12 protein-coding genes are annotated in these 15111 nt (G+C 54.9%); 10 read left to right on the plus strand and 2 right to left on the minus strand.

The window, feature by feature from the left end; genetic code table 11:
• From AB5Y54_RS10350 to AB5Y54_RS10375, 6 genes are all read left to right on the plus strand, one after another.
• On the plus strand, positions 1-312 hold a 312-nt coding region (locus tag AB5Y54_RS10350), incomplete at its 5' end, for an integrase core domain-containing protein (protein ID WP_368153675.1).
• 250 nt (positions 313-562) lie between these two features.
• The gene (locus AB5Y54_RS10355; protein WP_161653741.1) at positions 563-2233 is read left to right on the plus strand and encodes a dynamin family protein; all 1671 of its coding nucleotides are present in this window, start codon (positions 563-565) and stop codon (positions 2231-2233) included.
• Positions 2226-3665: a dynamin family protein gene (locus tag AB5Y54_RS10360; RefSeq protein WP_368153677.1), complete on the plus strand. Its 1440-nt coding sequence runs from the start codon at positions 2226-2228 to the stop codon at positions 3663-3665. Before AB5Y54_RS10355 ends, AB5Y54_RS10360 begins: the two co-directional genes overlap by 8 nt.
• Before the next feature lie 35 nt (positions 3666-3700).
• Positions 3701-4525, plus strand: a complete 825-nt coding sequence (locus tag AB5Y54_RS10365) for a hypothetical protein (RefSeq protein WP_368153679.1) — start codon at positions 3701-3703, stop codon at positions 4523-4525.
• Between the two features lie 7 nt (positions 4526-4532).
• Positions 4533-5297: a hypothetical protein gene (locus AB5Y54_RS10370; RefSeq protein WP_368153681.1), complete on the plus strand. Its 765-nt coding sequence runs from the start codon at positions 4533-4535 to the stop codon at positions 5295-5297.
• A gap of 278 nt (positions 5298-5575) precedes the next feature.
• Entirely contained in the window at positions 5576-7672 is a 2097-nt protein-coding gene (locus AB5Y54_RS10375; protein WP_161653745.1) for a dynamin family protein, read from the plus strand.
• A gap of 93 nt (positions 7673-7765) precedes the next feature.
• On the opposite strand, the gene AB5Y54_RS10380 is transcribed toward AB5Y54_RS10375, so the two are convergent.
• A complete protein-coding gene (locus AB5Y54_RS10380; protein ID WP_368153683.1) occupies positions 7766-8689 on the minus strand; it encodes a WYL domain-containing protein in 924 nt (307 codons plus the stop codon).
• A gap of 361 nt (positions 8690-9050) precedes the next feature.
• Here AB5Y54_RS10380 and AB5Y54_RS10385 point away from each other — a divergent pair, with 361 nt between their 5' ends.
• Positions 9051-9743 carry an ADP-ribosylglycohydrolase gene (locus AB5Y54_RS10385; protein WP_234887596.1) on the plus strand — a complete coding sequence of 231 codons (693 nt, stop codon included), beginning with the start codon at positions 9051-9053 and terminating at the stop codon, positions 9741-9743.
• On the opposite strand, the gene AB5Y54_RS10390 is transcribed toward AB5Y54_RS10385, so the two are convergent.
• On the minus strand, positions 9740-10396 hold the full coding sequence (locus AB5Y54_RS10390) for a HEPN domain-containing protein (RefSeq protein ID WP_041212654.1): 657 nt from the start codon (positions 10394-10396) through the stop codon (positions 9740-9742). The genes AB5Y54_RS10385 and AB5Y54_RS10390 overlap by 4 nt on opposite strands.
• Before the next feature lie 532 nt (positions 10397-10928).
• On the opposite strand from AB5Y54_RS10390, the gene AB5Y54_RS10395 reads away from it, so the two are divergent.
• The 3 genes from AB5Y54_RS10395 (at position 10929) to AB5Y54_RS10405 (ending at position 14793) form a co-directional block, all read left to right on the plus strand.
• Positions 10929-11093: a hypothetical protein gene (locus tag AB5Y54_RS10395; protein WP_232535685.1), complete on the plus strand. Its 165-nt coding sequence runs from the start codon at positions 10929-10931 to the stop codon at positions 11091-11093.
• A gap of 264 nt (positions 11094-11357) precedes the next feature.
• Positions 11358-12527: a hypothetical protein gene (locus tag AB5Y54_RS10400; protein ID WP_041212656.1), complete on the plus strand. Its 1170-nt coding sequence runs from the start codon at positions 11358-11360 to the stop codon at positions 12525-12527.
• 166 nt (positions 12528-12693) lie between these two features.
• A complete protein-coding gene (locus AB5Y54_RS10405) occupies positions 12694-14793 on the plus strand; it encodes an AAA family ATPase (protein WP_041212657.1) in 2100 nt (699 codons plus the stop codon).
• Positions 14794-15111 lie beyond the last annotated feature (318 nt).

The raw sequence follows: 15111 nt of genomic DNA on the forward strand, positions 1-15111 counted from the left end.
CATCACCCCTACGAGCTGTTCCTGCAACTGGAGGGGATTGCGCACCGGACCACCAAGGTACGCAGGCCGCAGAGCAACGGCTTTATCGAGCGGCTACATCGCACCCTGCTGGATGAACACTTCCGTATCAAGGGGAGGACGACCTGGTATGAATCAGTGGAGCAGATGCAGACAGACCTGGACAGCTATCTGGATCACTACAACACCCAGCGGCCACATCAGGGCAGGATGATGGAGGGTCAAACCCCCTACAGCATGTTCAAAAAGGGTCTGAAATTGATACCGAAGGAAGTGCGCACTAAAGTAGCGTAAACAAGACACCGGTTTGAGGCCGGTGTCAGGTGATAACTAGATCTGTACAGCTCAGATTTGCTGGCGTATTACTCACCCCGATATCGTAGTAGTACGTTTGGCCAACTTCTGCCTGAAAATGTGACATGTGAATTTATACACTCCTTAAAAGAAGCTGACATCCTCTGTATGATGGTTCCACTAGGCGCTTGTTGTTTTTTCTTCAATGGGTTAGCGCGAAAAGTTGCCATCTATAGAACATGAGGATTCTATGCTCCACGAACAGATATTTCTCAAGGAAAGTCTTCCCCGTATCGAGGTCATTTGGACTTCACACAATTTTCCTCTTGATGAGTTGGCCGTATTAACCGCTGAGCTAAACCAGTTTTCGGTTCGCCTTCCCCTTATCGGCTCATTCAGCGCTGGCAAGTCATCTCTTATCAACTTCTTGCTGGGTGATAGCCTGCTATCGGTCGCGGTCAATCCGGAGACCTGCCTGCCGACCGAGCTTCGCCATGCGGAGTCTGAAACCATCACTCTGCATCATCCCGATAGGTCAGATGTTCGGCTTGATCGCGATGCCCTCAAAGAGCAGGCGTTTGGCGAGGTTCCGCCCGGCAGCTGGGTTGAGGTTGCCACCCCGTCGCCGGTGTTGGCCGGGTTGGAGGGCATGACCCTGGTCGATATGCCAGGCTGGGAGTCGGGGATCGAGGATCACTCGAATGCCATCGACAACTATTTGGAGCGCAGCTCGGCGTATTGCGTTGTGGTCAGTGTGGATGAAGGTGGGCTCAAAGAGAGCCTGAAGAAGATCATCGAAGAGCTGGCGATCAATAAGAAGCCGATGATGCTGGTACTGACCAAGTGTGACAAGAAGACCCCGGAAGATGTCGCCAGTGTATTGGCTCAGGTAAAGGGCGAGATCGAGACCATCACCGGCGGGTCGCTGCTCTCGGTCAGCACGGTGAGCCGCAAAACCAAATCGAGCGGCGATACCACCGAAGGCTGGGCCAGCGCCTTGCAACAACTGCTCCCGCTCAACCAGCATTTCTTCCATCAGCGTGTGGGTCGCCAAGCCGAACAGCGGATAGAGACCCTGCTGTGCCACCTGCACCAACTGCTCAATAGCGAGAACCTCACCATTGAGGAGATCAGAGGCAAGCAGGCGCAGCTAGGCCAGGAGCAAGAGGCGCTGCGCCAGGATCTGCAACAGACCGAGCAGCAGTTGCAGGTTCAAGTCAGCCCCATTGCCAGCTATATTGCCGAGCAGTTTGAGAGTCGCCTCAAGTCTCAGCTCGAATCGCTGACGGGTAGCCTGCTGCGTGGGGGTGACATCAATGGCGCTATCGGTACGGCGCTGCGCATGGCCTATGCCAGCGGCATGGAGGATCGCCTCAAACCATTGATCAGCAGCAAGCTGAGCCAGCTTGAGCGGCTCTCGGAAGGGGCTTTTGGTGAACTGAACTTTGACCATCAGTTTCAGTTGAATGGCGATAGTGGTGGCATGTTCAAGGACGTGATGAGCGGCCTGTTGCCGCTGGCGCTGGCGGCCCTGACCCGTATCCCGGCGCTGATGATCTTCGCCCCCATCCTTAAATCCATTCTCGGCGCACTGTTTGACAATGTCAGTAAGGAAATGGCGCAACGCCAGCAGCGGGAAGAGGCTCGGCAATATGTGCTGCAAACCCTTATCCCCAATTGTCTGGCTCAGGTCAGATCACCCATTACGCAGGCTTTGAGCAAGAGCATCGAGCAGGTGATGGCGATGGTCACGATGGAGGCTGACCGCAAGATCGGTCATCTGCAACAGTCCCTGCGGCAACTGGCCGAACAGTTGGCCACCGAGCAGGCGACCGACGCCAGCAACAAGGCGCGTTTTCAAGCAGAGCATGCCGAACTGGCGAGCCTGCTAATCAAGCTGAAGGAGTTTTCCCATGACTAACCCCCTGTTTGCCCAGTTGGGTGAATCGGATCTGCGCGATCGCTATGCCCTGCTCTGCCAGGCCTGCGAGACGGCACCCAAAGAGAGTGGCAAAGAGCTGGAGAGCCGGTTGCAGGCGCTCGAACAGCTGATCGGGCAGGAGCTGCCCGCGCTGGCCCGCAAGGGCGCGCCGGACAACGTCGCCGATCTGTTGCAGGCGCTGCGGCTGGAGATTGTGCGTTTTCGCGAGTTTTGCGAATTTCCGGAGCTGCCGGGCAAAGTGGTGGTCGGGCTGGGGGGCAGCTTCAGCGCGGGCAAGTCGTCGCTGATCAATGCGCTGGTTGGTGATCGCAAGTGTCTGGTGACTGAGGTCGATCCCACCACCTCGCTACCCACCTATCTGGTGCAGGGCAAGGGAGAGGAGATCGGTGTCCATGCGCTCAACCTGTTCAATCGGATGGTGCCGCTGAGCCACGCCCAGTTTCGCACCCTGACCCACGAGGAAAAATCCCTCTATGGCAGCCAGATCAGCGGTCTGCTCAAGTCGGTGGTGGTCACTCATCCGGCGCTGCCCTGGGGTAATCTCGCACTGCTCGACACCCCCGGTTACAGCAAGGCCGATGAGGCGGGCAGCGAGCGCACCGATGCCAGTCTGGCTCGCACCCAGCTCAACGGCGCCCAGTTTATCGTCTGGCTGGTGCCCGCCGACCAGGGCACCATCACCGAGGAGGACATCGCCTTCCTCGCCAGTCTGGATCGTGCCATTCCCAAGCTGATCGTGCTGAGCCGGGCCGACAAACATCCGCCCGAGGAGATCGCCAACATAGTGGTGCTGGTGCGAGATACCCTGGCCAAGCGCGGGTTGGCGGTGCTCGATGTGCTCCCTTTCTCCAACCGCCCGCGCAGCAACTATGGCCCCGAACCGCTGCTTGATTATTTCGGCCAGTGGAACCAGGCCCGCCGCGAGCTGGGCTTTGCCCAGCAGTTCAAGCGCCAATTTATGGCTTATCAGCGCTTTATAGACGAGGCCCGTCAGGAGGCGCAGCGGCTGCTGGGCAAGTTCAATCGTATCCTCGCCCTGAGTGACGATGGCGATGTGCAGGCCGATATCGACAGCGTGCAGCGCAAATGCAAGGGCGAGCTGGATCAGTTGGAGCAGTTGGCGCAGGCACTGGCCGAGCTTCAGGGGCGCTTCTTTACCGAGCTTAAAGCAATAGGGGATAAGGTCGGTATTGCGCTGCCGGAGCCGGATGACATCAGTCTGCTGGATCTCGGCGCGATTCAACTTTCGGTTATGCTCGGACAATTGGCGGAGGAGTGGGGTGTATCAGCGGCGGATTGCGATCCCGCGATCTGGCTGCCACTGACTCGTGACCTTCCACTGACCAACTTACCGAAGTTATTGCGTCGGGATATTCCCTCTTATTCGGCCTTGCTGGTGCTTCAGGCTTGATTGCTCCAATGAAACTACAAAAAGGAATGCCACCCATGAGCAAACCATCGCTACTCGATATGCTGGATCAGGTTCGGCCCGATCTGGAGCCTTTAGCGCCTCACTTTATGGCAGATAAGGAGTTGGTAGAAAAGGAGCGGTATCTAACGCTATTGGCCGCCAATCTTCTGGAGGAAGGGGGATTGACTGAGCCTCAGGTGCGCTTATTTGAAATGTTGTTACGTTCTATGAAAATAGACCGGCCATTAGCATTTCATTTACAGCAGGTGGCAAAGCTAGATAAGAAAGAATTATTTGAAACATTGTCTGTATTAAAAGATAACTCGTCTAAAGCACATTCATTTACGTTCGATTTGATGATGCTGTTGCGAATTTCAGGTACCTTATCTAAAGATGGCTTGAACAGATTGCAACAGCAAGTGGCTCTATTGCTCAACAATAATGACTCCATTCGTCGGCTCTCATTTTTATGTCTTAAGATACTTAATGGTGGAGTTGGGCTAGAAGCGGAGGAATTTGCTGATGATGTAAGGATTGCCAGATATAGTCGATCCATCGGGAAGAGGCCGAGCTGGCTAGTTTCTTACGATGTTTTCCCTAAGTTACCATACTCATCTGGTGAGTTTGTTCACCCCACAACTATAGTTATTCACACGCAGGAAATTGATGCTTATCGGCAGCTGTTTTTCCCGAGATGTATTATTTTAAGTATATGTGCTCAAGATGAAGATTGGCGTCGCAACACTTGGGGTGTCGTTTACGATCATCGTGTCCTTCCACCTGTAGTTGCCAAGGTCATAACAATTCCTGATGGCTTGAATAGTTGGCTTCCCTTGTTTGTCAATAAAGTCAACAGGTAATTTCAATATGAATATATTACGTCAGATCGATAATCTACGGATATTTGAACAACCCTATCACGACCACTATGCGGCCGATAAGGATGAGGTGACTCGCAGCCACTATGTCGCCCTGCTGCTGATGGTATTGCTGAGCGAGGGCACCATCAGCGAGCAGCAGCAAAGGATGCTGGATTTCTGGCTACCGAGCATAGGGTTGGCAGATCGACAGGCCGAGCTATGTAAGCTGGCCGAGCGGCTGGCCAAGGATCAATTGGGAGACGCCATCAAGCTGTTGAAACAGGACCCATGTCTAATCAGGGGCTTACTGCTCGATAGTATGATCTTTTCCCGTATTGATAAGCCATTAACGGAGAGCGTGGTTTCACTAGTAGAGGCGCTAGCTGGTTTCTTCGCGCTGAAAGAGCAAGAGTTAGGAAATATTGTCTATCTAGCTGCCTTTATTCTTGGCTTGCCAACCGAGGCGATTGATGAACCGTATTTCGACATGGACTTACTACCCTATCAAGGCTGGGGTGAATTTCTTTATCATTATCGTCCCAATGCGGCTAGGCGGTTATTTAAGTGGGCCGATGATAACAAAATACCTACCAATATTTTACCTAGAAATATAGGTGCGCTTGCCAATGTTAAACAGCTAAATAATGAGGGCTATAAGGTAAACGACTCAGTAGTTAGGTGGGATTCTCTTCCTGAAGAGCTATATTTGTTAAGTGGTCTTGAATCGTTGAGCATCAAGTCAGAAAAATTAAAAAAATCCCTGCCAGTATAGGGAGGTTGAAAAATTTAAAAACCTTATCTTTCTTGAGTTTCAATTGCAGGACTCTGCCCAAAGAATTGTGTGAGCTGGGGAAGTTACAATTAATAACAATTAGTCCCTATGTTGAGTACAGGGGGATTATTTGGTACGCCTTTGCATCAGATATATCAGAGCCAGCCCGTGAACTTACTAATGTACCGAAAGAGTTATCCTTTTTTATCAAGAAGAACAATATAGAAATTAACGTATCTCCTTCGATAAAACATTTTTTTGAATAATAGGTGGTAATGATGACGCAAATTGAACGTATGTATATGCTTCTCCTTGAGTGTGATAATAAATTTCCCATCGACGTTATCACGCTGGCGGAAATTAAAAAGGATTACGCTGCCAAGCTCTCCCGCTGGCAACAGCAGGAACAGACCCTTAATATCGGCATTATGGGCCAGGTCAAGGCGGGCAAGAGTACCTTCCTTAATGCGTTGCTATTCGATGGCCGCCCAATTTTGCCCGAAGCGGCAACCCCCAAGACCGCGAATCTGACCAAGGTGGTCTATGGCGAGCGCCATAGCCTGCAGGTGGAATATTACAGCCAGCAGGAGTGGGACGAGATTGTGGGCCAAGCCAATCAAGCCGGGGAGGGTGACGCGAGCAAGGTCGCCCGTGAGTTGGTGACCATGGTGCAGGCATCCGGGATAGATCTGACGCTGCACTGGCAACGGATCGGTGGCGAAGAGCATTGTGACACCTTCTATGCCGATGACGTGGCCGGGCTGCAAGGTTTGCTGAACCAGTACGCGGGTAACGATGGTCGTTACACCGCGCTGGTCAAATCGACCGTGCTGACGCTGCCCGATGAATCGCTGAAAGGCTTCGAGGTGGTCGATACACCCGGTATGAACGATCCGGTGCAGAGTCGCTCCCAGAAGACCCGCGACTATATGGCGAACTGCGATGTGGTGTTCTTCCTCTCCCGTTGCAGCCAGTTCCTCGACGAGTCGGATGTGCGTCTGCTGAGCGAGCAACTGCCGGGCAAGGGGGTCAAGCGGCTGGTGTTGGTGGCGGGTCAGTTCGATTCAACCCTGCTCGATGATGGTTATGATCGCACCTCGCTGGCCGAGACCGAGGCCAATATTCGTCGCCGCCTGCAACGAGGGGCCAGCGAGAAGGTCAACGAGTTGGTTAAACAGCGCCGTGAGCGCGGTCAGGATCGGCTGGCCGAGGTGCTGACACAGCTGGCCGAGCCAGTGTTTGCCAGCACCTTCGCCTACGGCTTTGCGAACTGGCCCGAGGAAAAATGGGGCAACAGTATGCGCCACACCCACGGCCAGTTGCAGGAGATGGCCGAGGAATGCTGGGACGAGCCCATCACTCCGGCGCAATGGTTGCGGTTGGCCAACTTCGATGCGCTGACGGGAGCCTATCAGCAGGCGCGCCGGGATCGCGAGCCACTGCTTAAACAGCAGAGAGAAGGGCTTGAGCAAGAGACTGAAGAACGTCTTAGCCAGTGGCGCGATAACTTTGCCTTGCGGGTGACTCAGCGCATGACGCTGCTAAAAACCCAGGATCTGCAATCGCTGGAGAAGCAACAGCAGGGCTGCGATAAGCGATTGTCGGCAATTGCCAATGAGCTACGAACACTGATTGAGGGAGTGAAAACTAAAGCGCAGCAGGATAGCAGTGCCATGTTGGGGCAGCTGGATTCGGACCGTGGACGTTTCAGCCGTCTGCAAACCCGTACCGCTACCCATGAGGAGGAGCGCTACCGAACGGTCAGTGACTCCACATGGTATAAGCCTTGGACATGGGGTGATACCAGAAGGGAGTATTACACTCGCACCGTCAGTTATGACTACCTCAGTGCATCTGATGCTATCGAACAGGTACGTGACTATGGCCACCAGTGTGCCGAGCAGATGCGTAACCATATCAACCGACTTATCTCTCCGTTGGAGTTGAAAAACAGTTTGCGCAAGGCACTGCTCAAGCATCTAGATACGGGCAATGAGCACTTCAATCCAGCTTTGTTCAAGGGGACGTTGGAGGGGGCGATCAACCGGTTGGCTCTGCCTACTCTTGAGTTATCACTTGGAGATGCTACCGCCATTATCCCCTTCAGTGGTGAGCTGAAAGAGCAGGGAGAAATGAACAGGCTACGAAGTTATCTGGATCAAGCCCTCTCGAATGTTTTCGCACAGCTGGAAACGCGATTGAAAAAGGGGGTAACTGAGGTAGTTGCGCAGTTGGATCACTTGCAGACAAGCATTCAGAATGATCTGACTCAAGATATTCAGAATGAACTGGAACTGGTTCGTCAGGGCTTGCAGCATAAAGAGCAGGAATTGGCTAATTATGATCAATTGCTGACTCGTCTTGGCACGATGTAATTTGGGGTCTTTGATTGGAAAAGGCTCCCGCCATGGCGGGAGCCTTTCTTGTTTAGTTTTCTTTGCCGGATGTGATGAGTGCAGGGAGTGCCACTAGTGTGGCAGCACTTGAAGATCCGCACTCTTGAGCTTGAAGGTGCAGCCTTGCTGGATGAGCTCCTCCCGGTTGGCCAGCACCAGCGGGTAGAGCAGGGGATGGCTCTCATGCTCGTCGTTATAGCTGACTTGCATTCGCTCCAGTGCGTAGTGCATCAGGGGGAGCCGCTGGGTGAGCTGAAGACAACCATCAGTCATGGCGTAGTCGCTGCCTATAATGGCTTGTTGCCCTTCACTGAGGCTTGGGTTGGGGATAACCACGGCGGTGACCTGGGTGTTCCACTCCAGATCCTGATCCCGGCCATGTGGAGAGGCGTCCAACAGTTCCGGCTCTGCGCGAAAGCGGCTCATCACAAAATCCAGATATTCCCCTTTCTTCTCGCAATAGGCGCGTACATGCCAGCGGATCCCGTCATAGACCAGGGTATGGGGTACGATATTGCGACCGCTCTGCTCCTCTGAGCTGAGCGAGACATAGTCCACATCCACCCGTAATTGCCCTCGAGCCGCCTGCACCAGGCCGCGCACGATTTTCGGATCGATATGGCGGTTTGGCACATCCAGGATCTCTATGTGGCCGTAGCGCAGGTCCATCAAGGGGAGAGTCAGGATCCCTGATTCGTGCTGACGCTGATATTGCTTCTCCCGGTGCAGCAGCATCAAGTATTCACCCAGCTTGCCTTCACTAAAGCGGGGGGCAAATTGCTCGGTGGGCTTGTATCCCTTCAGACTTTTGTCATAGACGAGCCCTTCTGGCGAGTAGTGGGCCAGGTAGTGGTTGATATCCCGTGAGGCCTGTTGGCGGCCGATGTTGAAGGCCGTCATCAGGTGATTGGTCGTCAGCCTGCCCTCCCACTGCAACACGATCTCCAGCAGACGAAAACGCAGGGTCTGATCCCAGGTGAGCTCTTTGGGTGCCATATGTGCTCCAAAATGCGACATGTGTATGTAACCAGTATCGTCATGAGTATACAGGCTACATATAATGAGTCCATCAAAAGCGGCGTCAAGGGAGTATGTCATGAATGGCAAGCCGGTTATCACCTACCCGTGTCAATCCTTGTGCCCTGCGCCATTGAGGGGAATGGTCGCCACAGCCAAAGGCGCCCTGCTTATGGCTGGCTACTTCAACCGTTCGAGCCCACAGCGTCCAGGCAGCAGCAAACAGAAGGTTCTCTGATACCCCCAACGCGCTAATGCCAGCAGTGCCACTACCTGAGCTACCGGGTGGTGTGTCAGCAACGGCATGACTCATTTCAAACGCCATCGTCACTGAGGTTCTATGAATTCAACGCTGATATCGGGTCAGTCGGCCATGCCGCTGATCAAGGGGATCTGTTGCCTGTTGCCAGCCGAGCAGGCGGGCGAACTTGCTACCCTGATCGCAGAAGAACAGGGTCGGTTGGGCGCTGTGCCATTGAAGGAAACCGGGGGATCGCGTCCCTGTACTGAACTGTGCAGAGTGGCACGTTTGGCTTTGCATATTGATCGGCATCGCTTGGATCGCACGGCTCTGCCCATCTATCAAGGGCGGGAGCAACTCATGGCAGGGGCCGCCGCATTGCTGGATGACGATATGACGCTTGCATGTGGTGATGCCATGCGGTTACTGGCATTGCAACTCGACAAGCTGCTGAGGGGAAGCCGTGGCAGCGCACAGGCCAAACTGGACGGACTCACCCTCAGTGCGATGGAGCAGAGGGCGTTGGCCGCTCAGTCCCCCAACACCGGTGCTGTGGTGCGGGGGAGCTGGCGTCGAAAGTCACGTAATCAACTTGGCCGAGGCAATTGGCTCGATGTGGTCGAAGCGGCGCTCTGGTGTTTCTGGCACAGCGACACCCTGCAAGAGGGCGAAGCCCTGCTTGGAGCGCTGCTGGGCGCAGATATCCGGGTTCGCATTGTCTATGGCATGTTAGCGGGGGCCTTTTACCTGGCAGATTCATCCGAGATGCGTCCCCCGCAGGTATCGAACTAACCCGCTATTTCCACCACTGGATAACAGGCGTCCCCCCACAGGGTTTGTGGGTGGGACATCATCAGCGCGATGATCACCGGGGTCAGCTTGCCTAACAGGTTTGCACAATCTTTAAGCTGCTTGCGATTGACCGAACCATTCCAGGTGGCGCCGCCATGCATCAGTTGATTCCGCAGGGTGTAGAGACGGTTAAATACGACCCCCAGCAACTGGGGGGTATTGCCGCTAGCCAGCGCCTGGGACGCCATTCTCTTGCCCTGTGCCAGCCGTTCCTTCCACTGTGTTTCACTTATCTTGCCGCTGTGAAAATCCCAGAAACTCTGCAGTACAACAGGCGTATCCAGCAAGATACGGATACTTCCCGAAAACTCCTGCCACACGAGCTGCTCGATCTGCCTGTGCTCATCCAGCTCGCACAGTTTTTCCAGAAAGGATTTAAAGGTTTCCTGCTCCGACAAGCGGCGATTGTCATCGATTTCGGTGGCATAGGCAGCGTTGAACGCAATCCAGAGAAAAATGAAGCGGCCATCTTCATCTTCTGCCATCTCTGCCCGCTGCAGCCAGCTCAATGCGCGATGCACACGCAACTTTAGGTTGGCAGGTGAGTGTTCACGCAGCGCCCGGTGACGAGTTTTCAACTGTTCAAAATTCAATGACGATCTCCTTCTCAATCAGATGAATAGCTAGCTTCTGTAACCATGACCCCAGCACACGGCATCTCTGCGACCTCAACGGGCTTGTGACGAACTGGCTGGAATAGCAAGGGGTAATAACAGCGGTTACTTTCGGATGACATCCTTCAGCTTAGCGATGGTCAGATCCACCAGGGTGGCCGGCGCTTGTTCAGGTGGTGCATGGTTACACTCGGGGCATGTTTCGAACCAGCTATGGCCGCGTACCAGTACGTCACTCTTGGGGGCAACCGTCTTGTGCCAGCCGCATTGAGGGCAGCGAAATGTCGTCGGGGGCGGGGGAATTGGCATGGCATTCCTCAAACTAAAACAAGTTCCATTTTGGTCCAGCATACCATACCTGAATCTTGATGAGTGTCGCTGTTCTCACAGATCTTAACGAGGTATAGCGCCTGCCTGAAAATACGACATGTGCAAAATCCCAGTATCGAAGCAGCCAGGGGGGATGGGTATAGTCAAGCTGACTTCCTCCACCTAAGGGAGGAGTTGGATGATGAACGGTCAAACTTGCTTACCGGGAGCTGTGCGCCGGGTATTGTTGGTGGCGCTGCAGCTCGGGCTATTGCCCCTGGCGGTGCTGGCAGCCAGTTGCACCTATCGGGAAGATGCATTGGGCAATACTCGTTATCAGTGTGACGATGGCAAGCGCGGTGCCTAGCGCGAGAATGCGTTCGGCAATATCAAAGACTCTGGCATCGGCATCACTTGGTGCAAAGACAGCTTCGGGAATCTGCGCGCTTCTGATGGCACCGTTTGCCGCACCAACTCCCAGGGTCTTCTCAGGTGTGATGTGCAGAGCACACCACCAACCTTGTTTGAGGGTGACTGACATCATTATTGGCAATCGAACTGGCTTCAAAGACCTGGTATGAGTGGATACGCGACAAGGTGGTTGTTTCGGGTGAGGAAAGGGAGGGGGCGTATGGAATTGCGATATGAAATTCAGGAAATTGGTACCAGCTTGTTGGTCGAAAACTGGCAGGCGGGGCTGCGCTGCCTCAGCCAGAGTGCAGGAAGTGCGGAATATCAGGATGCCCATCTGCCGCTGCCACTCTCCCATCTACCAGATCATTTTCTGGCCGGCATACCCGATGAGCTAAAGGGGGCGGCAGCCCCTTATGGCGAGCTGGCCTTGCGGCTCTTGTCGTTGGCACGACAGCATGCGTCTTGTGCCGAGCTGCTCAAACTCAGGCCCATCTTGCTGTTTTTGGCGGCGCTATATTGGCCGCAAGACAATTTACCCATCGTGAAACACGCAGCCTGTGGGCAGCGTGCGTTGTTGCACGCTATGGGGTTGGCGCCGCGCCGCAGTTTGCTCCGTTTTCTTGACCGCCTGCGGCTCAATCTTGCCATCGAATGGCAGCGTGATTATCTACGGCTCTTTCTATATGAGGAACCCGAGGCCTATCTGGCCCTGCGTCATGAGCCGAGAATTGGCCCCGTGCAGCTGTTCCTGCTGTTTCATGCGCCCGAGCTTACCGGCAGCGTACTGATCCGCTCGTTACCACATCATGATGACGGTGGGTTATGGCTCAGTCGTCTACTCGACCCGCTCAACCCTGCCCTAGCGTTGGCTCGAGCGGGGCGCTTTCCTGGCGACTGGCAGGCGTTGCGGAATATGGCGGATCTGACAGAGGTTGCAGCTACGGTCCTGAAGGTGGAGCAGGCAGATGATAGATCTCGCCAGTTTCAGTATCTGTGTGAGCGACTCAAGCTGGACGAACGGCACCCTTTGCCGGACTCAGCCCAGCGACTACGCCATCTGCAAACGCCCTGGTTACAGCAGGTGGCGAGTTGGCCAGAGCTGGATGCTGCCTGCGCACGAATGAACTCGCGCAGATGCGAACTTTGGTCACTGACCATGTTGAATGACATCTTGCGTGGACGGCAGGCGCTGTTTCGGCTCTGCTCGCCTCGGCGGAAGAAAACGCTTTGTTGGGTACGGATGTCGCTTGCGCAATCCGCCCCCGATCAACCTGCGTTCACTGCCTTGATTGAGGTCACAGGCCCCAAGGTGGGGCGGGTGTCCCGCTACTGGGTGCGCCGCTTGTATCGCCATCTTTCGACTCACCCCTTAAGCCTGCGGGCTTGATACCCGCCCCCTGAATAGGTCAAGGCCCCGATTGCAGATGCAAACGAGGGATGTGCCTGTTTTTGTTACATGTCTATACGTTCAGTATCGTCCATTGCCCTGGTGCGCGCTTTAATGGGCACCAGAGCGGTCATCTGGCAGCGTCGGTTGGTGAGAGAGGCATATCATGACAGCAATCAAAAAAAGTTCGGCCCTCAATGGGGTTGCGTGCGGGTATCTGTGGCAACTGCTGCGCACCATTCCCTCAGTGTATCCGCAGTTGCGCGAGATGGAGCCCCGCCAACTTGAGCAGTTTGAGCTGAGCCCCCAGGATCTCGCCAGCCGGCAGGCACTGCTGAAGTTGCTCAAGACCCGTGCCGCCGCTCCCAAACCCGTCTGTCTCTGGCACAACTGTGAGTTGCTCGATCGGCAGGTCGGTGAAGACTCGCCACTCAGCCTGGCCCTCTTGCGCTTTATCACTATCTACACCTTGCATCCTGGTCTGCAGCAGATGATTGAAGAGGCCGGTGATGCCGACAGACAGGGTAGCCGCTTGCCGCTGCTGGCGGCGATGATAGGCTATCCGCTAGAGGCACTGCGTCACTACCTCAGCGGTGCCAACTGGATGCGAGAGGTCGCCTTTCTCCATCGTGAGGCGGACTCTTTGTTGGGGGTGAGTATCAACATGGATCTGCTGTTGGCCGAAAAGCTGCTGACCCAGACGCTGGAAAAACCGGTTGAGTTGATCTCCGATGTGCTCGAGGAGATGCCCCCCAGCCAGCTGACGCTGGACGATTACGGCCATATGCAGCTGGGTGCCCTGGTTGAGCATGCTGGCATGCTGGATCAGCAGATGCCGTCAGGCTGGAATGCCCTGCTATGGGGAAAACCGGGCACCGGCAAGACGCAGCTTGCCTGTTTGCTGGCTGGGCTGGCCAACCTGACACTCTACACCTTGCGCAGCGAAGAGGATGCCAACGCCTTTCGCCGAAACGGTATGCAGAGCCGGGTGAGTGAACTGTTGCTGGCCCAGCGCCTGCTTGGACGCAATGGTAGCTGCATGTTGCTGGTCGATGAGGGGGACGATCTCCTGATGAGCGGCACCATCGCCAAAAACAGGCGCCACCAATTGCTGGAAGATAACCCAGTCCCGGTTATCTGGACCACCAATGATGTGGCGAGTATTGATGCCGCCTGTCTGCGCCGCTTCAACTGGTTGCAGCAATTCGAGTTTCCCAATCCCGACACCCGCATCCGCCTGTTTACCAAGGCAGTGCGGGGCCTCGGGATCACCCGGCAGCAGATCGCGCACTGGGCTGAGCGTACCTGGTTGTCACAGGCCGATATCCAGAGAGTGGCCAGTCTGATATGTAGTCTCGGGCTCAAGCGCAAGGATGCCGCAGATGCCATTGAGCACTGGCTGGATCAGCGTGAGCGGGCCTTTAACATCGAGTCGGATGAGTGCCCTGGCAATCCGATTGGCAAAAGGGCAGGGGGAAAATCTCAGACAAAAGAGGCGGCTTGCGCTTACCGGATGGAGGGCGAATTTGACGCAGGACTGCTCAACCTGCGAGGGCGTGACGGCCAGCTCCAGCAGGATATCGATATCGCCGAGCTGATGGTATCACTCAAACAGGCAAGAGAGGGCAGGATCTTGTTGCACGGCTTGCCGGGCACCGGCAAAACGGCGCTGGTTCATCACCTGGGCAAGCAGCTTGGCTGCGAGGTGGTACAGAGGCTGGGATCGGAACTGCTACACAAATATGTGGGTGAATCCGAACAGGCGATGGCGCAGGCATTTGTCGAGGCCAGAGAGCGTAACGCCATCTTGTTTCTCGATGAGGTAGACAGCCTGTTGACGGACCGCCGCAGCCATCACCAGGGCTGGGAAACCAGTCAGGTCAACGAGCTGTTGCAGCAGATTGAGCACTTCGACGGCATGCTGGTGGTGGCAACTAACTTTCTCGATCGTCTCGATACGGCGGTTGCCCGGCGTTTTGACTACCAGCTTGAACTCTGTCCGCTGCTGCCGGCCCAACTCCATGGCGCCCTGGAAGGCTGTGTCGATAAAGCGACCCTGCGCGAGATCGGATCATCCCTGCCCGGTCTGGGGGGCGTGACCCTCGGCGATATCGCGGTTCTCAAGCGCCGCCAGCGCCTGCAAAGGCGCAAGCTTGGAGCTGCCGAGATTCTGGGGATCTTGAAGACGCTGATCGCAGGTCGTGAGCGCGGTAATGCCAGGCCGATAGGCTTTTTGCAGGGCAGCCCGATGGTTTGCCAAGGTTAAACCAATATTGACATGGGGCAAGTGGGCACGCTCTGCTTGCTGCCTCTCAGTTAGAAAAAATGTCAACCAAAGCGTTCATTCTTAGGGAAGGTGCGAATAAGCGGGGAAATTCTTCTCGGCTGACTCAGTCATTTCATTTCTTCATGTTTGAGCCGATTTTTTCTCCCGTAAATGCCTTGAATCAGCCTATTTAGACCGTTTCTTCGCCATTTAAGGCGTTATCCCCAGTTTTTAGTGAGATCTCTCCCACTGACGTATCATTTGGTCCGCCCGAAACAGGTTGGCCAGCGTGAATAACATCGCCAGTTGGTTATCGTT

Source organism: Aeromonas sp. s9, assembly GCF_040907765.1.
GTDB classification, from domain to species: Bacteria; Pseudomonadota; Gammaproteobacteria; order Enterobacterales; family Aeromonadaceae; genus Aeromonas; species Aeromonas caviae.

Coding starts and splice junctions, on each gene's coding strand:
- AB5Y54_RS10355 (WP_161653741.1), top strand. CDS start 563: ATGCTCCACGAACAGATATTTCTCAAGGAAAGTCTTCCCCGTATCGAG.
- AB5Y54_RS10360 (WP_368153677.1), top strand. CDS start 2,226: ATGACTAACCCCCTGTTTGCCCAGTTGGGTGAATCGGATCTGCGCGAT.
- AB5Y54_RS10365 (WP_368153679.1), top strand. CDS start 3,701: ATGAGCAAACCATCGCTACTCGATATGCTGGATCAGGTTCGGCCCGAT.
- AB5Y54_RS10370 (WP_368153681.1), top strand. CDS start 4,533: ATGAATATATTACGTCAGATCGATAATCTACGGATATTTGAACAACCC.
- AB5Y54_RS10375 (WP_161653745.1), top strand. CDS start 5,576: ATGACGCAAATTGAACGTATGTATATGCTTCTCCTTGAGTGTGATAAT.
- AB5Y54_RS10380 (WP_368153683.1), bottom strand. CDS start 8,689: ATGGCACCCAAAGAGCTCACCTGGGATCAGACCCTGCGTTTTCGTCTG.
- AB5Y54_RS10385 (WP_234887596.1), top strand. CDS start 9,051: ATGAATTCAACGCTGATATCGGGTCAGTCGGCCATGCCGCTGATCAAG.
- AB5Y54_RS10395 (WP_232535685.1), top strand. CDS start 10,929: ATGAACGGTCAAACTTGCTTACCGGGAGCTGTGCGCCGGGTATTGTTG.
- AB5Y54_RS10400 (WP_041212656.1), top strand. CDS start 11,358: ATGGAATTGCGATATGAAATTCAGGAAATTGGTACCAGCTTGTTGGTC.
- AB5Y54_RS10405 (WP_041212657.1), top strand. CDS start 12,694: ATGACAGCAATCAAAAAAAGTTCGGCCCTCAATGGGGTTGCGTGCGGG.